We start from the raw sequence: 23,315 nt of genomic DNA on the forward strand, positions 1-23,315 counted from the left end.
GGTAGAATGTCGCCCCATGCTGATCCTCGCTCTGGAAACTTCGACCGAAGCCGGCTCCTGCGCCCTGTGGCAGGACGGTAAGGTCATCGAATGCCGCTGCCCGGCCGGGCAATCCCATTCCGCCACGCTGTTGCCGCTGGTCCGCGAACTGCTGGCCGAGGCGGCTTGCCGGATCGGCGATCTCGATGCCGTGGCCTTCGGTTGCGGCCCCGGCGCGTTCACCGGTTTGCGCGTCGCCTGTGCCGCAGCGCAGGGACTGGCCGAAGCCGCCGGCAAGCCGGTCGTGCCGGTGGTCGGCCTGGCGGCGATGGCCGCGGCGGCGGGTGGCGAGCGGGTGATGACCTTGCTCGACGCGCGCATGGGCGAGGTTTATGCCGCCGTCTGGCAGCGCGCCGGCGATCGCTGGGTCGCCGACGACGGAATTCGCGTCGGCCCACCGGCCGATCTCTCGCTCGACGGCGATGTGCCGCTGGTTTGCGGCAACGCCTTGTCGGCCTATCCCGAACTGGCTGCGCGGGTGGCCGGGCTCGGCCTGATGCAGCGCCCGGAGATCCTGCCGGAAGCGGCCTGGATCGCCCGCCTGGCCGTCCCCATGTTGCAGCGGGGCGAGGCCATCGATCCGGCGCAGGCGGCGCCGTTGTACGTGCGCGACAAGGTCGCCCGCACGGTGGCCGAACGGCTGGCCGACGGGGGCAAGGCTTGAGCGGCGTCGCTTCGCTGAATCTGCCGGTCGAGTTTTTTCCGATGGCGGCCGGCGACCTGGATGCGGTTGCCGCACTGGAAGCGCAACTGCAGGCCTTTCCCTGGACACGCGGCAATTTTGCCGATTCGCTGCAGGCCGGCCACAGCGTCTGGGTGGTCCGTATTGGCGGCGAACTGGTGGGGTTCTCGGTCGTCATGGCGGTACTCGACGAAGCGCATCTGCTCAATATCGGCATTGCACCGCGTCATCAGGGGCTGGGCTTCGGAGCCCGGCTGTTGCGCAACGCGATGGAATGCGCCCGGCTGGGCGGGGCGAACAAGATGTTTCTCGAAGTGCGGCCGAGCAATGCCCGGGCCGTCGAGCTCTACCAGCATTTCGGATTCCGCCGGATCGGCCTGCGCAAGGGCTACTATCCGGCGCTCGGCGGTCGTGAGGATGCGCTGATTTTCGACAAGGATTTGCGATGACGCTGAACCGCGAACAGATACTCGCCGAAATGGGCTTCACGCCCCTCTGGGTGCTGCGCGACCGCGAACCGGGCGTGACGTCGACGGCAGCGGCGAACGCCGACCCGGTCGACGAGATGCCGCCGCTGCCGGCGCCTGCGGTCGACCGGCCGATTTCCCCGGAAATCGTGCCGTCGGCCGCGTCGACCGCAGCATTGCCGGTCGATGGGCTGGCTTGGCCGGAACTGACCCGGCGCATCCTCGATTGTCAGGATTGCCCTCTGTGCCGGCAACGCAAGCAGGCGGTGCCCGGCGTCGGCGATCTCGATCCGGACTGGCTGTTCATCGGCGAAGGGCCGGGGGCGGAAGAGGATGCGCGGGGCGAGCCTTTCGTCGGCCAGGCCGGCAAGTTGCTCGACGCGATGCTCGATTCGCTGGACATCGCCCGTGGCAACAAGGTGTACATCGCCAATGCGGTGAAGTGCCGGCCGCCCGGCAACCGTACGCCGGAAGCGGCGGAAATGGCCGCCTGTCGGCCTTATCTGGAACGTCAGGTGGCGTTGTTGAAGCCGAAGATCATCGTGCTGCTCGGCAAGGCCGCCGTGCATGCGGTGCTCGGCGAGGACAAGCCGCTGGCGGCCATGCGCGGCAAGCGCTTCGAGTACGCGGGAATTCCGGTGACCGTGACCTATCACCCGGCCTATCTGCTGCGCAACCTGCCGGACAAGGCCAAGGCCTGGGAAGACCTGCTGTTCGCCCGGCGCGTGCTGCGCGAGGCGGCGACGCCGGCCTTGCCGTTCTGACGGTGCGGCGGGCGGCAGGCCCGCAACTCAGCCGTGATGCGGCGTGTCGTCCAGGTGGCAGACGTCGTCGCGGTCGCGCTGGTTCTGTAGATGGCGTTTGCGGATCAGGTACATGATGCCGCTGACGAACAGCCCGAACAGCGTCAGCACCCAGTAGATCGACATGTCCAGCTTGATCATCAGGTAGTACAGGCCGGTCATGATCAGGATGGACAGGTTCTCGTTGAAGTTCTGCACCGCGATCGAGTGACCGGCGCCCATCAGGATGTGGCCGCGGTGCTGGAGCAGCGCGTTCATCGGCACGACGAAGAAGCCGGACAGTGCACCGATCAGGATCAGCAGCGGGATCGCCAGCCACAGGTTGTGCACGAAATTCATCACCAGCACGATGATGCCCATGGCGATGCCGAGCGGAATGACCTGTACCGACTTGCGCAGGGTCACGAAGCGGGCGGCAATCATGGCGCCGGTGGCCACGCCGACGGCGACCACGCCCTGAAGCATCGAGGATTTCGACAGGTCGAGGCCGAGTGCGACTTCCGACCACTTGATGACGATGAATTGCAGTGTTGCGCCGGCCCCCCAGAACAGCGTGGTGACGGCCAGCGAGATCTGGCCCAGGCGGTCGCGCCAGAGCAGCGCCAGGCAGTGGTTGAATTCGTGGATCAGGTACAGCGGGTTTTTCTTCAACGGCTTGTGGTCGACGCCGGTGTCCGGCACATACAGGTTGAAGATCGCCGCGACGACGTAGAGCAGGCCGATGATCAGCACGGCGACTTCCGGGCCGGTATCGATGCCGGTATCGATCAGCGGAAAGTCGAAGGCCAGCAGGTTGTAGGTGACGGCCGGCTGGATCAGCAGGCCGCCGATGACCACGCCGATGATGATGGCGCCGACGGTGAGCCCTTCGATCCAGCCGTTGGCGACGACCAGCAGGCGATGCGGCAGGTATTCGGTGAGGATGCCGTACTTGGCCGGCGAATAGGCGGCGGCACCGAGGCCGACGACGGCGTAGGCGAGCAGCGGATGGACGCCGAAGAACATCATCGCGCAGCCGAAGATCTTGATCGTGTTGCTGATCAGCATCACCCGGCCCTTCGGCATCGAATCGGCAAAGGCGCCGACGAAGGCGGCCAGCGCCACGTAAGAGACCGTGAAGCAGGTTTTCAGCAACGGCTCGTACTCGGTCGGCGCCTGCATGTCGCGAAGGGCGGCAATGGCGGCAATGAGCAGCGCGTTGTCGGCCAGCGCGGAGAAAAACTGCGCGGCCATGATGATGTAGAAGCCGAACGGCACGAAAGCTTGTCTCTGGATTTATAACTTTGGGCGTGGTTTATACCACGGATCGCCGTCAGCCAAGTGAAAGCCCGGAGGGTCGCAGCTTTTCGTTACCGGCCGATGACGACGGTCGACCGGGAAAAATCCGCAAAAATGCCGGTCGACCGCAGCAGAGACGGGCGGGAGTATGGTTGAATAGCGGTCGCAGCTTTTACCTAGCGGAGATTTCCTCATGGCTGACCGGCGCCTGCAGGTCTTTCATGCCGTAGCCAAGCACCTCAGCTTCACGCGTGCCGCCGATGCGCTATTCATGACGCAGCCGGCCGTCACCTTCCAGATCAAGCAGCTGGAAGAGCAGTACAGCACGCGCCTGTTCGAGCGCCGGCACGGTTCGATCGCGCTGACGCCGGCCGGCGAGCTGGTGCTGTCCTACGCCGAGCGCATCCTGGCGCTGTCCGACGAGATGGAAACCCGGCTGTCCGAAATGACCGGCGAAATGCGCGGCCCGCTGCTGGTCGGCGCCAGCACGACGATCGCCGAATTCATGTTGCCGCGCATCCTCGGCGAATTCAATGCGCTGTACCCGCGGGTGCGCGCCCGGCTGATCGTCGCCAATTCGGAAAGCATCGAGGGACGGGTTGCCGAGCTCACGCTCGACGTCGGGCTGATCGAGGCGCCGGCCAAGCTGCCCGGGCTCGAATGCCAGGTCTGCTGCGAGGACGAATTGCAGGTGATCTGCGTGCCCGATTACCCGCTGGCCGAAGTCGAGCAGGCGACGCCGGCGGTGCTGGCCGAATACGAATACATCTCGCGCGAGCCCGGTTCCGGCACGCGCGAGATTTCCGACGCCTATTTCCGGCAGCATGGCGTTCCGCCCGAGGAACTCAAGACGCAGATGGAACTGGGCAGCCCGGAGGCACTGAAAGGCGTGGTGTCCACCGGGCTTGGTTTCGCCATCGTGTCGCGGGCCGTCGCCGAAAAGGAAATCCAGCTCGGCGAACTGGTTGCCCTGCCGCTCGACCCGCCGCTCAAACGCAAGCTGTATCTGGTGCATCCGAAAGATCGCTTCCAGTCGCGGCTGTCTTCCACCTTCATCGAATTTGCCCGCAGCAGACTCAGGGAAATGTCGTACTGATCATGGCTTCAACCGTTTCACGCCCGATCCGGGCTGGTATTTCCCTGGCGGCATTGCGTCACAACTACCGTCTTGCCAAACAGCTGGCGCCGGCAGCGAAAGCCTGGGCGGTGATCAAGGCCGACGCCTACGGCCACGGCCAGTGGCGGGTGGTCACCGCATTGCGCGACGAGGCCGACGGTTTCGCGCTGCTCGAATGCGACAACGCCGTCGCCCTGCGCGAAGCCGGCATCGCGCAGCCCATCCTGCTGCTCGAAGGCATCTTCTCGGCGCGCGATGCGCGGGCGGTTGCCGCGCATGGCATCGCCAGCGTCGTGCATTGCCTCGAACAGCTCGACCTGTTGCTCGGTGCGGCCGGCGACGCGCCGCTCAGCCTTTTCCTGAAACTGAATACCGGCATGAACCGGCTGGGTTTCGACGCCGCCGGCCTGCGCGACGCGCTGCACCGCCTGCGCGCGCGTCCTGCGGTCGACCTGGCGTTGATGACACATTTCGCCGAAGCCGACGGGCCGCGCGGCGTCGACTGGCAGCTCGAGCGCTTCCAGGCGATGGCCGGCGACTGGACCGGGCCGGTGTGCCTGGCCAATTCGGCCGCCATCCTGCGCCATCCGACCACCCACGCCGACTGGGTACGGCCGGGCATCATGCTCTACGGCGCCAGTCCGTTTGCCGATGCCAGCGCCGACGCACTCGGCCTGCAACCGGCGATGCGCCTCGACAGCGCGGTCATCGGCGTGCAGCACATCGCCGCCGGCGAGCGCGTCGGCTATGGCGGCACCTTTACCGCCGAGCGCGCCATGCGCATCGGCATCGTCGCCTGCGGCTACGCCGACGGCTATCCGCGCCACGCGCCGACCGGCACGCCGATCGCCGTCATGGGCCGGTGCACGCGTACGCTCGGCCGGGTTTCGATGGACATGCTGGCCTGCGACCTCAGCGACATCCCCGACGCCGGCCTTGGCGCGCCGGTCACGCTGTGGGGCAAAGGCGCCGGCGGCACGCTGCCGGCCGACGAAGTGGCGACCGCCGCCGGCACCATCGCCTACGAACTGTTCTGTGCCGTGGCGCCGCGCGTGCCGGTTGCGGTCGACGAGTCCTGAATGGCAAAAAGCAAAACCGTTTATTCCTGCACCGAATGCGGTGCGACGAGTCCGAAGTGGCAGGGGCAGTGTCCCGGTTGCGGGGTGTGGAACACGCTGGTCGAGAGCGTCGCCGAGACGCCGGGGACGCAGCGTTTCGCGTCGCTGGCACCAGGCGCGCGGCTGCAGAAGCTGAGCGACATCGAGGCGCGCGAGGCGGACCGCATTCCGACCGGCATCGGCGAATTCGACCGGGCGCTCGGCGGCGGGCTGGTGGCCGGCGGCGTGGTGCTGATCGGCGGCGATCCGGGCATCGGCAAGAGCACGCTGCTGCTGCAGGCGCTGGCCGGGCTGGCCGAGGCGCACAAGGTGCTGTACGTGAGCGGCGAGGAGTCCGGCGAACAGGTGGCCTTGCGCGCCCGTCGCCTGAATCTGGAGACGCAGCACCTGTCGCTGATGGCCGAGATCAACCTGGAGCGCATCCTCGGTGCCTTGCAGGCGGAAAAGCCGCAGGTGGCGGTGATCGATTCGATTCAGACGCTGTGGTCCGAACAGTTGTCGAGCGCGCCGGGGTCGGTCGCCCAGGTGCGCGAATGCGCGGCGCAGCTGACGCGGCTGGCCAAGGCGCAGGGCATCACGGTGATCCTGGTCGGCCACGTGACCAAGGAAGGCGCGCTGGCCGGGCCGCGCGTGCTCGAGCACATCGTCGATACGGTGCTGTATTTCGAGGGCGACACGCATTCCAGCTTCCGGCTGGTGCGCGCGTTCAAGAACCGCTTCGGCGCGGTCAACGAGCTGGGCGTGTTCGCGATGACCGAGACCGGCTTGAAGGGCGTCTCGAATCCGTCGGCACTGTTCCTGTCGCAGCACGGGCAGGAGGTGGCCGGTTCCTGCGTGCTGGTGACGCAGGAAGGGACGCGGCCGCTGCTGGTCGAGATTCAGGCGCTGGTCGATACCGCGCACGGCAATCCGCGCCGGCTGACGGTCGGCCTCGATGCGCAGCGGCTGGCGATGCTGCTGGCCGTGCTGCACCGGCATGCCGGGGTGGTGTGCTTTGATCAGGATGTGTTTGTGAACGCGGTCGGCGGTGTCAAGATCGGCGAGCCGGCGGGCGATCTGGCCGTGTTGCTGGCGATCACTTCGTCGTTGAAGAACAAGCCCTTGCCGGAAAAGCTGATCGTGTTCGGCGAGGTCGGCCTGGCCGGCGAGATCCGGCCGGCGCCTCGCGGCCAGGAACGGCTGAAGGAAGCCGCCAAGCTGGGGTTCACCCGCGCCTTGATTCCCGAAGCGAACAAGCCGAAACAGGCGATTCCCGGCATGGAGGTGATCGGCGTGCGGCGTGTCGAGGAGGCGGTGGCACGCATCCGGGAGATGTCTTAAGCTTCGGCCATTCTCCCGGCGCGCCGCATGTTCAATCTTTCCCGCTATTTCTCGACGCTCAGTTTTCTGTTGATCGCGCTGGCCGCGGTCCTGCTCGGTGCCTTTCACCGCGAACTGGCGTTGCGCGAGATGCGCGAGCAGGCCGAAAGCCACAACGTGGCGCTGGTCCGCGTGCTGGAGAATGCGCTTGCGGCGCCGCTGGCCGGACTGGTTGCCGGTACGCTCGGGCTGGAGAAGCTGCCGGCCGGCGACGATGCTTCACGCGATGCGCTGCGTTCGCAGATTACCGCGCTGACGCAGGGCGGCCCGGTCCTCGGTGTGGCGATCCACAACCGCCTGGGCACGACGGTGCTGGCCACCGATCCGGCGGAACTCGGCGGTCGACACCTCGACGAGGCGGATTTCCGCGAAGCGATGCAGGGCCGGGTCGGCAGCCGTCTGCTGCGCATCGAGCCGGCGCCCGGGGCGCCTGCGGTCGACCTGCTGAACAGCCGGATTCCGCTGCGCCAACGTGACGGCTCGGTGGTCGGCGTCTATGAAATCGAACGTGACGTCAGCGCCTTCGTGGCCCGGCTGAACCGCGATCTGTGGCTGCTCGGCGGCGTGCTGGCGGCGGTGTTCGGCGGGCTTTACCTGGCCCAGTACCTGCTGGTCCGCCATGCCCAGCGCGTCCTGCGCGAGCAGGCGCGGGGGCTGGCCGATGCCCGCGATACGCTGGAGCTGCGCGTCGAGGCGCGGACCGAGGAACTGGTGCGGATCAACCGCCGGCTGTCGCAGGAAATCGACGAGCGGCGCCAGGTCGAGCAGCAGCTGAATTATCTGGCGCATCACGATGCGCTGACCGGGCTGGCCAACCGCCGCGCCTTCATCGAGCACGTCGAGCGCTGCATCGGCGAAGCCAAGCCGCTGGCCATCCTGTTCATCGATCTCGATCAGTTCAAGCAGGTCAACGACACGCTCGGCCACGGCGTCGGCGACGATGTGCTGATCGCCGTCGCCGCCCGCCTGGAAGAGCGGGCGCACTGGGCCGACCGGCTGGCCCGTCTGGGCGGCGACGAGTTCATCTGCCTGATCGAAGGGGCCGATCAGGGGGACGAGATCGCGCTGGCCGCTGGCGAGATCGTTGCCGCTTTCGCCGAGCCCTTCGAACTGGGTGGCAACGCCTTCTACCTCAGTGCGTCGGTCGGCGTCTGCCGCCATCCACGCGACGGTGTGACGGTTGGCGAACTGCTGCGCAATGCCGATACCGCGATGTATCGCGCCAAGGCCGACGGCCGCGGGCAGTTCCGCTTCTACGAAACGACGATGACCGACGATGCGCGCCAGCGCAGCCATCTGGAAAATCGGTTGCGTCAGGCGGTCGACCGCAACGAACTTGAAATTTACCTGCAGCCGCAGGTCGATACCGCGAGCGGCCGGCTGGTCGGCGCCGAAGCGCTGTTGCGCTGGCGCAATCCGGCGCTCGGGCTGGTCATGCCGGGGCGCTTCATTCCGCTGGCCGAGGAAACCGGGCTGATCTTCGCGCTCGGCAACTGGGTGCTGCGCGAGGCTTGCCGGCAAGTCGTCGAATGGCGCGAAATCGGTTTTGCGTTGCCGCAAATCTCGGTCAACCTGTCGGCCCGCCAGCTCGAACGTCCGGGGTTTGTCGACGAGGTGCTGGGCATCCTGGCCGAAACCGGCATCGATCCGCGTGTGCTGAAGCTGGAACTGACCGAGTCGGCATTGATGGCGATCGACAACGTGACGCACCTGCTGCAGCCGCTGCGCGATCTGGGCGTGACGCTGGCACTCGACGATTTCGGCACCGGCTACTCGTCGCTGGCCTATCTGAAGGCATTGCCGGTGCAGCAACTGAAGATCGACGCCTCTTTTGTTCAGGGCATCGGCCGCGGCACCGGCGACGAAGCGATCATCCGGACGATCATGGAACTGGCGCGCAGCCTGTCCTTCGAGGTTGTCGCTGAAGGCGTCGAGACCGCCGGTCAGGCCCGTTTTCTCGAAGCGCTCGGCTGCCAGCGGCTGCAAGGGCATCTGCACGGTGCGGCGGTGGCGCCGGAGGCTTTCCTCGCCCGATGGAGGGAACACCGATGAATCGACTGGCCTGGCGCATGCTGCGCCGAGAAATGCGGGCCGGCGAATTGCGCCTGTTGTTCGTCGCGCTGTGTGTCGCGGTGGCGGCGGTCAGCGCGGTGGGTTTTCTCGGCGCCCGGATCGGCGCATCGCTGGAGCGCGAGGCGCAGCAGATGCTGGGCGGCGATCTGGTACTCGCCGGCGATCTGCCGACGTCCGCCGAATTCCTGGCAGAGGCGCAGCGGCGCGGGCTGCGCACGGCGCAGACAATGGTCTTTCCGAGCATGGTGCTGGTCGACGGTCGCGCACAACTGGCCGAGATCAAGGCGGTCGGCGGCGATTATCCGCTGTATGGCGAACTGCGGGTTGCCGATGCCGCCGGCGAACGCCGGCTGGCTGCCCTCTCGCCGGCGATCGTCTGGGGCGACGCCCGCCTGCTGACGGCGCTCGGCGTGCAGGGCGGCGAAGCGCTGACGCTGGGCAACAGCCAACTGCCGCTGGCCGGTCGATTGGTGCGCGAGCCGGATGCCAGCCTCAACCTGTTTGCCGTCGCGCCGCGCCTGCTGATGCACGCCGACGATCTGCCGGCGAGCGGGCTGATCCAGTTCGGTTCGCGTGTGCGTTACCGGTTGTTGCTGGCCGGCGCGCCGGAAGCCGTTGCCGCCTGGCGGCAATGGGCGGAACCCCGGCTGCAGCGCGGTCAACGCCTGGAAAACGTTGAAAATGCCCGTCCGGAAATCCGCACCGCGCTTGACCGCGCGCAACGCTTTTTAGGCCTGGCGACGCTGTTGACCGTGATCCTGTCGGCGATTGCCGTCGCGCTGGCGACCCGCCGCTATCTGCAACGTCACCTCGATGCCTGTGCGATGTTGCGTTGTCTGGGCGCGACGCAGGGCCAGTTGTTGCGTCTGCATCTGGCCGGTTTCCTGTGGCTGGCCCTGCTGGCCACGGCGCTCGGTGCGGCGCTCGGTTTCGTCGCCCATTTCGGCCTGTTGTCGGCGCTCGGCGGATTGCTTGCCGAGCGGTTGCCGATGCCGGGCTGGCGACCGGTCGGCGAAGCCGGGCTGGTGGCCGGCGTCTTGCTGCTCGGTTTTGCCGTGCCGCCGCTGCTGCAACTGGCCCGCGTCCCGACCTTGCGCGTGTTGCGCCGCGAACTGGGGGCGCCGGCGCCGCTGGCCGTGGTTGGCCATGCGCTCGGCCTCGCGCTGCTCGCCTGGCTGATTTTCCGGGCGGCCGGCGACGCACGGCTCGGCGCGTTCGCGCTCGGCGGTTTTGCCGCTGCATTGCTGCTCTTCCTCGGGCTGGCCCGCGGTGCCGTAGCGCTGGTGGCGCGACTGCGCATCGTCCGCCACGGCAGCGATGCGCTCGGCTGGCGTCTCGGCCTGGCCAGCCTGGCCCGCCATGCCGGCGGCAATGCGCTGAAGATCGCTGCATTGGGAATCGGCCTGATGGCACTGCTGTTGCTGGCGGTAACCCGCCAGGAACTGGTTGCCGCGTGGCGCGCCTCCTTGCCGGCCGATGCACCGAACCGTTTCGTCATCAACATCCAGCCGGAGCAGCGGCAGGCGGTGGCCGACTGGCTGGCCGGGCAGGGGATTGCCGCCGAACTGGCGCCGATGGTCCGGGCCCGCTTGCTGAACATCAACGACAAGCCGGTCGGGGCCGGGGATTACCCGGACGACGAGCGGGCGCAACGGCTGATCGAGCGTGAATTCAACCTGTCGTGGCGGGCCGCGCTGCCGCCCGGCAACGAGATTCTGGAAGGACGCTGGTTTGCATCCGGGGCCGCCGGCGAGGCTTCGGTCGAGGCCGGTCTGGCGAAGACCCTGGGCATTCGCCTCGGCGACCGGCTGCGCTTTTCGGTCGCCGGGATCGATAGCGTGGTGACGGTGAGCAGCCTGCGCCGGCTGGACTGGGATTCGATGCGCGTCAATTTCTTCGTGCTGACGCCACCCGGCACGCTGGATGGTGCGCCAGCCAGTTACATCACCAGCTTTCACCTGCCAGCCGGGCAAGGTGCGGTGACCAGCGCGCTGGTCGGCCGGTTTCCCAATCTGACGGTGATCGACATCGATGCGGTGATCGGCCAGATTCAGGGCGTTGTCGATCAGGTGGTTGCCGCCGTGCAGTTCGTTTTCCTGTTCACGCTGCTGGCCGGTGCGGTGGTTTTGTACGCGGCGCTGTGGTCGACCGTGGATGAGCGGCGTTTCGAGGTGGCGGTGATGCGCGCGCTGGGCGCCCGGCGCCAGGTGCTGCGTCAAGCCCTGCTCGGCGAACTGGCGGCGGTCGGAGCGCTGGCCGGCACGATTGCCGCGCTGGGTGCGGCGGCGGTTGGCCAGTTGCTGGCACGTCAGGTTTTCGCTATCGAACCGGCGTTTTCGGCGTGGCCCGTCCTGCTTGCCGCGCTGGTCTGTGCGTTGGTGACAACGCTGCTCGGCTGGGCCGGCATGCGCCGCTTGCTGAGTGTGCCGGCGCTGGCTGCGATCAGGCAGGGGGCCTGAGCCTCAGAACCACAGTTCGGTGATGTTGCGGCCGGCTTCATGCCGGTACCGGATGTGCCGGCTCAGTCCCTGCAGCAGGGCCAGGCCGAGGCCGCCCGGGCTGTCATCTGCCTCGGGCACGGCTTCCGGCCGGCTCGGGTCGAAAGGTTTTCCCCGATCCTCGTAACGCAGGCGCAGGCCCTCGCTGGTCAGCGCCAGCGCCAGATGCACATCCGGCCCGGTTTTTCCCGAAAATCCGTGGTCGACCGTATTGATGAACAATTCCTCGGCAACCAGTTGCAGCCGCTGTCCCTGTGCTGTCGCGACACCGAGCGCAAGGCAGGCAGCATCGAGCCGCTCGAACAGCTCGGGCAGCGCGTCATGACGCAAGGGAATGGAAAAGTCCGTAGAATGGCCGCTCATGATTTTCCGGGAGACGAGGGATGATTAAAGCACATCGCATCGGTGTCTGTGTGCTTGCGCTGGCCGCTGCCGCGCAGGTTCAGGCCGGCGGACCGGCGGGAACCGTCAAGACGGTGTCCGGCCAGGTCATCGTCGAGCGCGACAAGCAGAAGTTTCCGGCGACCGTCGGGGCGCCGATCGAGGTTTCCGATACCTTGCGCACGGGGCCCGATGGCGCAGTCGGCGTCACCCTGCACGACAGCACGCTACTGTCGGCCGGGCCGCGGTCGACGATGGTGATCGACAAATTCATCTACGACAGCAAGACCAACGAAGGCCGGATTTCGGTCGGCGTACGCAAGGGAACGCTGGCCGTGGCAACCGGCAAGATCGCCAAGCGTTCGCCGGAATCGGTCGATTTTCACACGCCGACGTCGACCCTGGGCGTGCGCGGGACCGAATTCGTGATCGACGTGGGAGCCGGCAGCGATGAATAAGTCCCTCGGGCTGCTGTGCGCCATGAGCTTGCTGGCCGGTTGTGCCAGCGAGCGTGTTGTGCTGCTGCCGACCCAGGATGGCCGGGCGAGTGCCGTGGTGATCCGCGATGCCGATGGCGGCGAGGTCCGGCTCGACCGGCCTTATGCCGCGACTGTGCGTCAGTTCGGCAACGTGACGGAGTACCGTTCCAGCGTCGAGGATCTGCAAGCCCGTTTTGGCGCGGCGCTGGCCGCGCAGCCGGCACGGCCGGCCAGTTATCTGCTGTACTTCCAGCCCGGCGGCGAGCAGTTGACCGATGCGTCGCAGGCGGAACTGGGCAAGGTTCGTCAGGACATCGCCGCCCGTACGGCCTCCGAGGCGATGGTGATCGGCCATACCGACAGCGTTGGCGGCGCCGACGGCAACGACCGGTTGTCGCTGAAGCGGGCCGAGGCGGTCCGCCAGTTGCTGGTCGATACCGGCATCGCCGTCGACCGGATCGAGGTGGTGGGGCGCGGCGAGCGCGAGTTGCTGGTGCCGACGGGCGACGAGGTGGATGAACCGCGCAACCGGCGCGTCGAGATCGTCGTCCGCTGAACGCTCCGGCCGGCGGCGCTCAGTTGGCCGGCCGGCCTTGCCAGCGGGCGACCAGCAACGTCAGATCGTCGGCTGCCGGCAGGCCGGCTTCGAAGCGGCGGACGGCATCGCGCAGCGCGCAACAAAGCAGGTCGACATCGCCGGGCGGCAGCTGGCGCAGCAGATCGCCGAGCCGTTCGCTGCCGAACAGCGCATTGCCGTCGCTGGCTTCGCTGACGCCGTCGGTGAACAGGCATAGCGTGTCGCCGGGTTGCAGCGCAATCCGTCCGGTCTCGTAAGGATAGTCGCCGAGCGCGCAGAGCGGCGGGCCGGCTACGGTCGACGTGTCGATCCGCTGGATTTCCCCGGCACGCAGCAGCAACGGCGCGTCGTGGCCGGCGCAGATGTATTCCATTTCCCCGCTGTCGAGATCGAGCACGGCGATGAAGGCGGTGACGAACAGGCTGCTCGGGTTTTCCCGGCTCAGTTCGATTTCGATGTCGCCGGCTGCCTTGCCAAGCTCGCCGTGGCGGCGCATCAACACGCCGCTCAGGGCCTTGGCGATGGCCATGAACAGGCTGGCCGGCAATCCCTTGCCGGACACGTCGGCAACCGCCAGGCACAGTCGTCGGGCGTCGATGCGGAAGCAGTCGTAATAGTCGCCGCCGACGGCCAGTGCCGGTTCCAGGATGGCGGCTGCATCGATTCTTGGGTCGCCCTGCAGCACCTTGGCCGGGTCCGGCAGCATGCCCATCTGGATGCTGCGTGCGGCGCCGAGTTCGCCGGCGATGCGGGCGGCTTCCTCGCGGCTGCGTTGCAGGTCCCGCTCCGCCGCCCGGCGGCGAAGGTCGGCGGCAATCAGCGTGTTGGCCAGCAGGGCGATGAACGGCGGGGCCAGCAGCAAGGCGATGCTGGCGCCGTCGAACAGCCAGTTGCCGGCCAGGAAGGCGAGATAGCCGGCGCCGACAATGGCACCGGCCAGCAGCACGAAAGTCAGCCCGGCCAGCCGCGGGCGCAATATCGGAACGCTGCCGATCAGCAGCAGGCCGGCGATCAGCAACGTGGCCAGTTCCAGCGTCGGCAGCCAGGCCGGGCGACGCAGTGCATGCTGGTCGAGCAGACTTTCGATGACCTGGACGTGCACGTCGACGCCCGGCAGATTGTCGCCCAGCGGGGTGATCACGCGATCCTGCAGGCCGGTGCCGAGCAGCGCGACGATGACGAAACGGTCAGCGAATATGTCCGGCGACAGGTCGCCGTTCAGCAGGTCGCGCGCCGACAGGTAGTAGTTTGCGGTCGACCGGCCGTAATGCAGGAAAACCTCGCCATTGGCCTGGGTCGGCAGGCGGTAGTCGCCGATCCGGATGGCTCGCATGCCGTAGGCGTCGCCTTCGGCCTCGACCTCGCCACCGCCCAGCGCTTGCCGGACCATTTCCAGTGGCAGCGAGAGCAGCGGACGCTGGCCGAGCAGCGCGACGGTCGGCACGCGGCGGACGACGCCGCGGTCGGCGTGATCGGACAGCCGGCCAGGCGTGGCGTTGATCAGGCCTTCGCCGGCCGCGGCCTGTTGCAGCAGGTCGAGGCTGGACAGGGCACTGGGATACTGCGGCAGCCGGGGCTCCAGTGCCGGATCGTGGCGGAACAGCGGCAACGGGTGAATCGGCAGGCGGGCACCGGGCAGTTCCCGGGACAGGCCGACCGTCGCCAGTACCGTTGGCGTTGCTGCCAACGCCCGGGCCAGTTGCTTGTCCGGATCGGGCAAGCCGGCCAGCAATGCGGCCTGGTCGGCCGGCAGGCGGCGGGCGATGCGGGCGGGCGCCGTCTGGTCCCGTTCGGCAAATACCGCGTCGATGCCGACGGCGAGCGGACGGCCTTCGCCGATGCGGGCGAGCAGTCGGGCGATGATGTCCCGCGGCCAGGGCCATTGGCCGTAGTCGACCAGGCTCTGGCTATCGATGCCGACCACGATGACCGGTTCGTCATGGCGTTCGCGCGGCGCCAGCCGCTGATAGCGGTCGAACTGGCCGGCCTGAAGTTCGGCCAGCGGCGTGCGTTCGATGTGGAACAGCGTGAGGCCGGCCAGTGCCAGCAGCAACAGGGGAACCAGCCGGCCGCGGCCGAGGCCGAGCAGGGCGGCCAGCCGGCCGGGTGCAGGGCCGACCGCCGGACTCACAGGTCGACGATCAGACCGTCGTAGGCAGACAGGACGTCGAGGGCGGGCTGGTCGCCGCGGGTGATTTCCTCGAGCCGGCGGGTTTCGGCGAGCAGCCGGCTGAGCTGCTTGTCGTCATGGATCGGTTCGTGGTGGAACAGAGCCAGGCGCTTGACGCCGGCCGCCTGGCAGATCTCGACGGCGACCATGTTGCTGGAGTGCCCCCAGTCGGCCTTGACCGACACCGCCTCGGCCAGCGAGTACATGGCGTCGAAGATGACCAGATCGGCCTTGGCGAAGAAGCGGACGGTCCGCTGCATTTCCTCGGGCTGGTCCAGCTTGTGTTCTGAATCGGTCGAGTAGATGACCGATTTGTCCACGCTGTCGAAACGGTAGCCGTAGGAGTCGCCGGCATGCAGTTGCAGGGTCGGCGTGACGTTGACGCCGGCGATGAAGTGCGGCTTGTCCGGCGTCATCTGATCGAATTCGATGCTGGCACCGGCTTGCGAGTAATCTACCGGGAAGCAGGGGGCGCGCATCTGCAGGCGGATCGCTTCTTCCAGCTGTGCATGGCAGCCGTGGATGATGATCCGGTTGCCGGGGATGTACATGGGCGCGAAGAACGGAAAGCCCATCAGGTGATCCCAGTGCAGGTGGGAAATGAAGATGTGGTAGGTCTGCGGGTTGGGCACGCCGAAGCGGGCGATCTTGGCCTGGCCGAGCGGTCGGGCACCGCTGCCCATGTCGCAGATCAGGTGTTCCGGCCCGTTGCCGACGATCTCGACGCAGGAGGAATTTCCGCCGTAGGTGCTGTTGACCGCAAAAGGCAACTGGTCGACGAAGGCGTCGAGCGCGGCGCGGTTCTTGAAGCTGCGGCCGTTGGCTGCGGTCAGTGCGGCGACGATCTTGTCGCGGATTTCGCGGCCGGTCGGTGCGACGGGCAGCGAGCCGCGGGTGCCCCAGAAAACGATCTGCTTCATTGGCCGAGTACCTTGCAGGCTGCATCGACGCTGGCGTAGCAGGGGACGATCAGGTTGAAGCGGCTGATGGCGAAGACTTCCTGGACCAGCGGCGTCAGGCTGGCGATGCCGAAACTGCCCTTCTGGGCCTTGGCCTGGCGGGACGCCATCATCAGCACGCGCAGACCGGCCGAACTGATGTATTCGACGCACGAGAAATCGAGCAGCAATGCCGGAGTGCCCTGTTGGCAGGCATCGAGCAGCGGGGCCAGTGCCGTCGAGAACTCTTCGCTCGTGGCGTGGTCAATCCGGCCGCTGACGGAAACGACGATCGTGCCGTCGCGTTGTTGAGCGGGAAGCTTCATCCTTGTTCCTGTTCGAGATGCTTTCCAGAATCGGCGAAGTATATGCCATGCGGCCATGAGCCATCGGGTAAAATATTGTATGCATCAAAATCAAGTTTCCGAGCGTCCGTTGTTCGGCTATCGCAAGTTCTGGGCGCAGCGTTTCGGCCCGGCCCCCTTCCTGCCGATGTCGCGTACCGAGATGGACCAGCTGGGCTGGGATTCCTGCGACATCATCCTGATCACCGGCGATGCCTACATCGATCACCCGAGCTTCGGCATGGCGCTGATCGGGCGCCTGCTCGAGGCCCAGGGCTTCCGCGTCGGCATCATCAGCCAGCCGGACTGGAATTCGGCGGCCGATTTCCGCAAACTGGGCAAGCCCAACCTATTTTTCGGCGTCACCGCCGGCAACATGGATTCGATGGTCAACCGCTACACCTCGGACCGCAAGCCGCGCTCGGACGACGCCTACACGCCGAACGGCGAGGCCAACAAGCGCCCGGACCGTGCCGTCACCGTGTATGCCCAGCGCTGCCGCGAGGCCTTTCCCGGTTCGGCCGTGGTGATCGGCTCGATCGAGGCCAGCCTGCGCCGCATCGCCCATTACGACTACTGGTCGGACAAGGTGCGCCGTTCGGTGCTGCCCGATTCGAAGGCCGACCTGCTGGTCTTCGGCAACGCCGAACGGGCCATCGTCGAACTGGCGCATCGCCTGGCCAAGGGCGAGAAAATCTCGGAAATTCGTGACCTGCGCGGCACCGCCTTCATGGTCGGGCGCGACTGGCTGCCGTCGGCCGACTGGGACGAGATGGATTCGACCGAGGTCGATACGCCCGGACAGCTGGTCAAGCATGCCGATCCCTACGCGATGGACGAGGGCGCCGACAAAAATGCCTGTGCGACGCCGTCGACCGCAGACGGCGCCCAACCGGTGCGCATCGTCTCGCGCGCCGAGCGCCTGGCCGCCCGCCGCGAGCGCCGCGCCCATACCGTCGTTCGCCTGCCGGCCTACGAGCAGGTCAAGGATGATCCGGTGCTTTACGCCCATGCCTCGCGCACCTTCCACCTCGAATCGAACCCGGGCAACGCCCGCGCGCTGCGCCAGGCGCACGGCGAGCGCGATGTCTGGCTGAATCCGCCGCCGATCCCGCTGACCACCGAAGAGCTCGACCAGGTTTACGAGGCGCCGTATGCGCGCCGCCCGCATCCCAGTTATGGCGAGGCCAAGATCCCGGCCTGGGAAATGATCCGCTTCTCGGTCAACATCATGCGCGGCTGCTTCGGCGGCTGTACCTTCTGCTCGATCACCGAGCACGAAGGACGGATCATCCAGAGCCGTTCCGAGGATTCGGTGATCCGCGAGATCGAGGAAATGCGCGACAAGACGCCGGGCTTCACCGGCATCGTCTCCGACCTCGGTGGGCCGACAGCCAACATGTACCACCTTAAGTGCAAGGACGAGAAGATCGAATCGGCCTGCCGCCGGCTGTCCTGCGTCTATCCCGACATCTGCGACAACCTCGGCACCGACCATGCGCCGCTGATTTCGCTGTACCGGCGGGCGCGCAGCCTGAAAGGCGTCAAGAAGGTGCTGATCGGCTCCGGCCTGCGCTACGACCTGGCGGTGCGTTCGCCCGAGTACATCAAGGAACTGGTCCAGCACCACGTCGGTGGCTACCTGAAGATCGCCCCGGAACATACCGAGGAAGGTCCGCTGTCGAAGATGATGAAGCCCGGCATCGGTAGCTATGACCGCTTCAAGCAACTGTTCGACCGTTTCTCCCGCGAGGCCGGCAAGGAGCAGTACCTGATCCCGTACTTCATTGCCGCCCACCCGGGCACCCAGGACACCGACATGGTCAATCTGGCCTTGTGGCTGAAGAAGAACAACTTCCGCCTCGACCAGGTGCAGACCTTCCTGCCGACGCCGATGGCGCTGGCAACGACGATGTACCACACCGAGAAGAACCCGCTGAAGAAGCTGCACCGACAGGGCGGGGAAAGCGTCGGGGCGGTGCGCGGGGCGCGCCAGCGCAAGCTGCACAAGGCTTTCCTGCGTTATCACGATCCCGAGAACTGGCCGCTGCTGCGCGAGGCGCTGAAGGAAATGGGGCGCGCCGACCTGATCGGCAACGGCAAGAAGCAGCTGGTGCCGGCCTGGCAACCGGCCGGGACCGGGCTCAGGACAAGTGCGCCGCATGGCGCCGCTGCGGCGAAGGCGGGCTCGGGCAAAAATACCGGATTCCCGCGGTCGACCGCGGAAAACCGCAAAAAACCGCCGACCGCGCGGGCGACGCCGGGAGCACGTCCGGCGGCGGCTGGCGGTCGGCGGAAAACGACTTCATCACGATAAGAAATCAGGGAGAACCGCATGGAAGAAAAACAGCCCACGACCTATGAAAGGATCGGCGGCGAAGCCGTCGTCGGCCAACTCGCCGACCGTTTCTACGAGCTGATGGACAGTGTCCCGCAGTTCAAGGAATTGCGTGCAATGCATCCGGCCAGCCTGGCCGGATCGCGCGACAAGCTGTTCAAGTTTTTGTCCGGCTGGCTGGGCGGCCCGGATCTGTTTGTCGAGGAATTCGGCCATCCGCGCCTGCGCGCTCGCCACATGCCGTTCGCCATCGGTACCCAGGAACGCGACCAGTGGGTCGCCTGCATGGTGCTGGCGATGGAGGATATCGGCATCGAGGCGGGAATTCGCGCCAAGTTGCTCGAAAACTTCTTCAACACCGCCGACTTCATGCGCAACAAGGAAGGCTGAGCGTCAACGCCGCGCGCCGGCGACCTGGCTGAAGAAGGTCCAGATCGTGTCGCTGGCGTCCAGTGCCTGCGACGCGCCTTCCTTGCCGCGCCGGACGCTGTCGGCCCCGGGCCAGGAATGGCCGCCGTCGCTGGTCACGCAAAGCTCGACCGTGGCGTCGTCGCGACAACCGCTGTAGCGCTCGCACCAGGCGCCAGGGCGTTCCAGGATGCGTTCGGCTTGCGTCTGGCAGGCGTTGCGGCCGACCCAGCGGCGGACGGTTTCCGGGACCGACACGAAATCCATGACCTTGCTCGCATCGCGAAAGGCCTCCGGGCCGGCGCCGCCGTCGAACAGCACGTGCGTGTCGTTGCGGGCGTGGATGTGCAGGATCGGTACCGGTCGTGACGGCCGGCAGTCGGCAACGGCCTCGGTGCCGGCGACGGCAGCCACCGCGCGGACCAGGTCGGCGGCTTCGCAGGCCAGCCGGTAGGCCATCATGCCGCCGTTCGACATGCCGGTGGCGAAAATGCGCTGGCGATCGATTGCCACCCGGCGACCGATGTCGGCGACCACGGCGCGCGTAAAACCGACATCATCGCTGTTGCTGTCGCGGGCGTTGCCACAGCAGCCGCCGGCATTCCAGGTGGCCAGCCGGCCGCGCGGAAAACGGCTGTGACCGTTGGGAAAGGCGACCACGAATCCTGCTTCGCGCGCCTTGCCGATCAATCCGTAGCGCGCGTCGTCGGCCATGAATTCGGCGTGGCCGCCGCCGCCGTGGAAGGCCAGCACCAGCGCCGCCGGCTTGTCGGGATCGAGGCCGGGGGGAAGGTACAGCGCGTAGCGGCGTTGCTCGCCGTTATGGCGAAGGTCGATGACGGTCGCTTCGTCGTTGTTTGTCCGGTCGCGCCAGCCGGCGGTTGCCGGGCCGGAGATCAGGAGGGCGAGGCTCAGGAGCAGGGCTCGTTGCAGCATTTTCGGTAGTCCGAGGGGCGTTGGCGGAAGCATAGGCAGGCGGGTTGCGACTGTCCAATCGAGCTTGTGACAAAACGAAAATTATTTGTCGACCTGCCGGGTGCCCGATGCTGCGACGCAGCATGGAGTGATACAATCACGCCCTTGATTTTTCTGACTATTCCTATATCCATGTCCGCACGCCCCATCCGCAACATCGCCATCATCGCTCACGTCGACCATGGCAAGACCACGCTGGTCGACCAGCTGCTCCGTCAATCCGGTACTTTCGCCGCCCACCAGCAGGTGGTCGATTGCGTGATGGACTCCGGTGACATCGAAAAGGAGCGCGGCATCACCATCCTGTCGAAGAACACCGCCGTCGAATACGAAGGCATCCACATCAACATCGTCGACACCCCGGGCCACGCGGACTTCGGCGGTGAAGTCGAGCGCGTGCTCGGCATGGTCGATGGCGTGGTGCTGCTGGTCGATGCCGCCGAAGGCCCGATGCCGCAGACGCGTTTCGTGACCAAGAAGGCGCTGGCTCTCGGTCTGCGCCCGATCGTGCTGGTCAACAAGGTCGACCGCGACGGCGCCGATCCCGATAACGCGGTCAATCTGACTTTCGACCTGTTCGACAAGCTGGGCGCCACCGACGAGCAGCTCGACTTCCCGATCGTCTACGCCTCCGGCCTGAACGGCTGGGCGGCGATGGAACTCGACCAGCCGCGCGAAAACATGAAGCCGCTGTTCGACACCATCCTGCGCCACGTGCCGGCGCCGGACGCCGATGTCGAAGCACCGCTGCAATTGCAGATTTCCGCCCTCGATTACTCCTCCTACGTCGGCCGCATCGGCGTCGGCAAGATCATCCGCGGCCGCGTCAAGACCGGCCAGAACGTGATGGTCATGTTCGGTACCGAAGAAGAGGCCGCCGAGCACGAGCGTTCCCCGATCAAGGCCAAGATCGGCCAGGTGTTCGGCTACAAGGGCCTGAACAAGGTCGAGATGGAAGAGGGCCTGGCCGGTGACATCGTTCAGATCACCGGTATCGAGGATCTGGTCCTCGGCTGTACCGTGACCGACCCGGACCAGCCGGAATCGCTGCCGCTGCTGAAGATCGACGAGCCGACGCTGTCCATGCAGTTCATGGTCAACACCAGCCCGCTGGCCGGCACCGAAGGCAAGTTCGTCACCAGCCGCCAGATCCGCGACCGCCTGCACAAGGAACTGCTGACCAACATGGCGCTGCGCGTGCATGACACGCCGAACGGCGACGTCTTCGACGTGGCCGGCCGTGGCGAACTGCACCTCGGCATCCTGCTCGAGAACATGCGCCGCGAAGGCTACGAGCTGGCCGTTGGTCGTCCGCGCGTGGTCAAGAAGGTCATCGACGGCGTCGAATGTGAGCCCTACGAGCAACTGACCGTCGACGTCGAGGAAGAACACCAGGGCGGCGTCATGGAGGCCCTCGGCCTGCGCAAGGGCGAAATGCTCGACATGGTGCCGGACGGTCGCGGTCGCGTCCGTATCGAATACCGCATCCCGGCCCGTGGCCTGATCGGCTTCCAGGGCGAGTTCATGAACCTGACGCGCGGCAACGGCCTGATGAGCCACGTCTTCGACGAATACGCCCCGGTCAAGGACGGCTCCGTCGCCGAGCGTCGCAACGGCGTGCTGATCTCCCAGGACAACGGGGAAGCCGTCGCCTACGCGCTGTGGAAACTGCAGGATCGCGGCCGCATGTTCGTCAGCCCGGGCGAGAAGCTGTACGAAGGCATGATCATCGGTATCCACAGCCGCGAGAACGATCTGGTCGTCAATCCGATCAAGGGCAAGCAGCTGACCAACGTCCGCGCCTCCGGCACCGACGAAGCCGTCCGCCTGGTGCCGCCGGTCCAGCTCAGCCTGGAAGCCGCCGTCGAATTCATCGACGAGGACGAACTGGTCGAGCTGACGCCGAAGTCGATCCGTCTGCGCAAGCGCTATCTGACGGAAATCGAGCGCAAGCGCGCCCAGCGCGGCCTGTAAGCAGATGTGGATGAGCGCGCGCTGTCCGCCTTGCGCGGATTGGGTGCGCCATCATCCGGTGGCCTGCCGGCGCATCCTGTGGATCGCCGGGCTCAGCCTGTTCTTCAGCCTGCTCGGCTGGATCAGTGACCCGGTCTACGGACCGGGTTTCTGCAGGATCTATCCCTGATTTTTCGTTGATTTCTGCGGTCGACCGCAGCAGAAGGCTGTTTTCAGCCGCCGGTCATCGACATGAAACGGACGACCTGTGGTGCGTCCATCTGTTGCGTGAAGTCATGCCCGTAGGGCTTGATGCCCATGCTCGACACGATGGCCTGGCGCAGTTCGTCGTCGCTGCAGCCGGCACGCATCAGCGGCAGCAAGTGCAGGGCATCGTTGTGTCCGAGGCAGGGATAGAGTTCGCCGCGGGCAGTGATGCGTACGCGGTTGCAGGTGTCGCAGAAATTGTGACTGTGCGGCGAGATGAAGCCGACCCGCGTTTCGCTGCCGTCAACGCGCCAGTAGCGGGCCGGTCCGCCGCTGTTTTCATCGCTGGCGCGCAGCGTGAAATGACGCCCCAGCCGCTCCAGAGTCTCCTCGGACGAAATGTAGGTGCTGTTGCGACCGTGAATGTCGCCGAGCGGCATTTCTTCGATGAACGAGATGTCCAGTTGCCGGGCGACGGCAAAGCGCAGCAGGTCGACGAATTCATCGTCGTTGGTGCCGCGCATCATCACGGTATTCAGTTTGGTGCGCCGGAAGCCGGCAGCCGTGGCCGCTTCGATGCCACGCAACACTTTCGCCAGTTCGCCGACCCGGGTGATTTCCTTGAACCGGTCGGCTTTCAGGGTATCCAGGCTGATGTTGATGCGTTTGACGCCGGCCGTCTTGAGCGGCACGGCAAATCGGTCGAGCTGCGAGCCATTGGTGGTGATCACCAGATTGTCGATGCCGGGCAGGGCGGCCAGGCGTTCGAGCAGCCAGACGATGTCCTTGCGGACCAGCGGCTCGCCGCCGGTGATGCGCAGCTTGTTGACACCGAGCTTGGCAAAGGCGCTGGCGACGCGCAGGCATTCTTCCAGGCTCATCACATCCTGGCGTGGCAGGAAGCTCATGTCTTCCGACATGCAGTAGGTGCAACGAAAATCGCAGCGATCCGTGACCGACAGCCGAATGTAGGTCACGTGACGGCCGAACTTGTCCACCAGTGTTCCCGGTGCATGCGCCTGGGCGCTTGCCATGGGAACAACCAGGCCGCCTGGCGAGGCGTCGGCGTTTTCGGGGTGCAAGGTTTCGTTGTGCATGGCGGCGGATTATC

At 66.4% G+C, this 23,315-nt stretch carries 21 protein-coding genes; 14 read left to right on the top strand and 7 right to left on the bottom strand.

The window, feature by feature from the left end; translation table 11 throughout:
* Nucleotides 1–16: 16 nt before the first annotated feature.
* The 3 genes from tsaB to L0962_RS12250 are packed head-to-tail and all read left to right on the top strand — an operon-like array spanning nt 17 to nt 1,952.
* A complete protein-coding gene (gene tsaB, locus L0962_RS12240; RefSeq protein ID WP_234086723.1) occupies nt 17–703 on the top strand; it encodes a tRNA (adenosine(37)-N6)-threonylcarbamoyltransferase complex dimerization subunit type 1 TsaB in 687 nt (228 codons plus the stop codon).
* The gene (rimI, locus tag L0962_RS12245; protein WP_367398026.1) at nt 700–1,170 is read left to right on the top strand and encodes a ribosomal protein S18-alanine N-acetyltransferase; all 471 of its coding nucleotides are present in this window, start codon (nt 700–702) and stop codon (nt 1,168–1,170) included. The genes tsaB and rimI overlap by 4 nt, the downstream gene beginning before the upstream one ends.
* Complete coding sequence (locus L0962_RS12250) at nt 1,167–1,952, top strand: uracil-DNA glycosylase family protein (RefSeq protein WP_234086724.1); 786 nt, start codon at nt 1,167–1,169, stop codon at nt 1,950–1,952. The genes rimI and L0962_RS12250 overlap by 4 nt, the downstream gene beginning before the upstream one ends.
* 27 nt (nt 1,953–1,979) lie before the next feature.
* On the opposite strand, the gene lplT is transcribed toward L0962_RS12250, so the two are convergent.
* Nucleotides 1,980–3,248, bottom strand: coding sequence for a lysophospholipid transporter LplT (gene lplT / locus L0962_RS12255; protein ID WP_234086725.1), 1,269 nt, complete (start codon nt 3,246–3,248; stop codon nt 1,980–1,982).
* Between the two features lie 214 nt (nt 3,249–3,462).
* Here lplT and L0962_RS12260 point away from each other — a divergent pair, with 214 nt between their 5' ends.
* The 5 genes from L0962_RS12260 to L0962_RS12280 are packed head-to-tail and all read left to right on the top strand — an operon-like array spanning nt 3,463 to nt 11,395.
* Nucleotides 3,463–4,365: a LysR family transcriptional regulator gene (locus tag L0962_RS12260; protein ID WP_234086726.1), complete on the top strand. Its 903-nt coding sequence runs from the start codon at nt 3,463–3,465 to the stop codon at nt 4,363–4,365.
* Between the two features lie 2 nt (nt 4,366–4,367).
* The gene (alr, locus tag L0962_RS12265; RefSeq protein ID WP_234086727.1) at nt 4,368–5,465 is read left to right on the top strand and encodes an alanine racemase; all 1,098 of its coding nucleotides are present in this window, start codon (nt 4,368–4,370) and stop codon (nt 5,463–5,465) included.
* Nucleotides 5,466–6,824, top strand: a complete 1,359-nt coding sequence (gene radA, locus L0962_RS12270; RefSeq protein WP_234086728.1) for a DNA repair protein RadA — start codon at nt 5,466–5,468, stop codon at nt 6,822–6,824. It begins immediately after the preceding gene.
* A gap of 27 nt (nt 6,825–6,851) precedes the next feature.
* Nucleotides 6,852–8,915, top strand: a complete 2,064-nt coding sequence (locus L0962_RS12275; RefSeq protein WP_234086729.1) for a bifunctional diguanylate cyclase/phosphodiesterase — start codon at nt 6,852–6,854, stop codon at nt 8,913–8,915.
* Nucleotides 8,912–11,395 (top strand): ABC transporter permease, encoded by a 2,484-nt coding sequence (locus L0962_RS12280; RefSeq protein WP_234086730.1) that lies wholly within the window; start codon nt 8,912–8,914, stop codon nt 11,393–11,395. Before L0962_RS12275 ends, L0962_RS12280 begins: the two co-directional genes overlap by 4 nt.
* 3 nt (nt 11,396–11,398) lie before the next feature.
* Here L0962_RS12280 and L0962_RS12285 read toward each other — a convergent pair whose 3' ends face one another.
* Nucleotides 11,399–11,797: an ATP-binding protein gene (locus tag L0962_RS12285; protein ID WP_234086731.1), complete on the bottom strand. Its 399-nt coding sequence runs from the start codon at nt 11,795–11,797 to the stop codon at nt 11,399–11,401.
* A 20-nt stretch (nt 11,798–11,817) separates the two neighbouring features.
* Between L0962_RS12285 and L0962_RS12290 the strand changes: the two genes are divergently transcribed.
* Together L0962_RS12290 and L0962_RS12295 are read left to right on the top strand one after the other, a co-directional pair.
* Nucleotides 11,818–12,273: a FecR domain-containing protein gene (locus L0962_RS12290; protein ID WP_234086732.1), complete on the top strand. Its 456-nt coding sequence runs from the start codon at nt 11,818–11,820 to the stop codon at nt 12,271–12,273.
* Nucleotides 12,266–12,850, top strand: a complete 585-nt coding sequence (locus tag L0962_RS12295) for an OmpA family protein (protein WP_234086733.1) — start codon at nt 12,266–12,268, stop codon at nt 12,848–12,850. The genes L0962_RS12290 and L0962_RS12295 overlap by 8 nt, the downstream gene beginning before the upstream one ends.
* A 19-nt stretch (nt 12,851–12,869) precedes the next feature.
* On the opposite strand, the gene L0962_RS12300 is transcribed toward L0962_RS12295, so the two are convergent.
* The 3 genes from L0962_RS12300 to L0962_RS12310 are packed head-to-tail and all read right to left on the bottom strand — an operon-like array spanning nt 12,870 to nt 16,305.
* The gene (locus L0962_RS12300) at nt 12,870–15,002 is read right to left on the bottom strand and encodes a CHASE2 domain-containing protein (RefSeq protein WP_234086734.1); all 2,133 of its coding nucleotides are present in this window, start codon (nt 15,000–15,002) and stop codon (nt 12,870–12,872) included.
* Nucleotides 14,999–15,961: an MBL fold metallo-hydrolase gene (locus L0962_RS12305; protein ID WP_234086735.1), complete on the bottom strand. Its 963-nt coding sequence runs from the start codon at nt 15,959–15,961 to the stop codon at nt 14,999–15,001. Before L0962_RS12305 ends, L0962_RS12300 begins: the two co-directional genes overlap by 4 nt.
* Nucleotides 15,958–16,305 (bottom strand): STAS domain-containing protein, encoded by a 348-nt coding sequence (locus tag L0962_RS12310; protein ID WP_234086736.1) that lies wholly within the window; start codon nt 16,303–16,305, stop codon nt 15,958–15,960. The genes L0962_RS12305 and L0962_RS12310 overlap by 4 nt, the downstream gene beginning before the upstream one ends.
* A gap of 79 nt (nt 16,306–16,384) precedes the next feature.
* On the opposite strand from L0962_RS12310, the gene L0962_RS12315 reads away from it, so the two are divergent.
* Together L0962_RS12315 and L0962_RS12320 are read left to right on the top strand one after the other, a co-directional pair.
* Nucleotides 16,385–18,640 (top strand): YgiQ family radical SAM protein, encoded by a 2,256-nt coding sequence (locus tag L0962_RS12315; protein ID WP_367398027.1) that lies wholly within the window; start codon nt 16,385–16,387, stop codon nt 18,638–18,640.
* An 18-nt stretch (nt 18,641–18,658) separates the two neighbouring features.
* Entirely contained in the window at nt 18,659–19,051 is a 393-nt protein-coding gene (locus L0962_RS12320) for a group II truncated hemoglobin (protein WP_234086737.1), read from the top strand.
* A gap of 3 nt (nt 19,052–19,054) precedes the next feature.
* On the opposite strand, the gene L0962_RS12325 is transcribed toward L0962_RS12320, so the two are convergent.
* Nucleotides 19,055–20,005, bottom strand: coding sequence for a PHB depolymerase family esterase (locus L0962_RS12325; protein WP_234086738.1), 951 nt, complete (start codon nt 20,003–20,005; stop codon nt 19,055–19,057).
* A gap of 171 nt (nt 20,006–20,176) precedes the next feature.
* Here L0962_RS12325 and typA point away from each other — a divergent pair, with 171 nt between their 5' ends.
* Entirely contained in the window at nt 20,177–22,018 is a 1,842-nt protein-coding gene (gene typA / locus L0962_RS12330) for a translational GTPase TypA (RefSeq protein ID WP_234086739.1), read from the top strand.
* 10 nt (nt 22,019–22,028) lie between these two features.
* The gene (locus tag L0962_RS12335) at nt 22,029–22,187 is read left to right on the top strand and encodes a hypothetical protein (RefSeq protein WP_234086740.1); all 159 of its coding nucleotides are present in this window, start codon (nt 22,029–22,031) and stop codon (nt 22,185–22,187) included.
* A gap of 43 nt (nt 22,188–22,230) precedes the next feature.
* Here the strand turns inward: L0962_RS12335 and moaA are convergent, their stop codons facing one another.
* Nucleotides 22,231–23,301 carry a GTP 3',8-cyclase MoaA gene (gene moaA / locus L0962_RS12340; RefSeq protein ID WP_234086741.1) on the bottom strand — a complete coding sequence of 357 codons (1,071 nt, stop codon included), beginning with the start codon at nt 23,299–23,301 and terminating at the stop codon, nt 22,231–22,233.
* Nucleotides 23,302–23,315: the final 14 nt, after the last annotated feature.

Origin of the sequence: Azonexus sp. R2A61 (assembly GCF_021401135.1) — a bacterium.
Classification (GTDB): domain Bacteria; phylum Pseudomonadota; class Gammaproteobacteria; order Burkholderiales; family Rhodocyclaceae; genus Azonexus.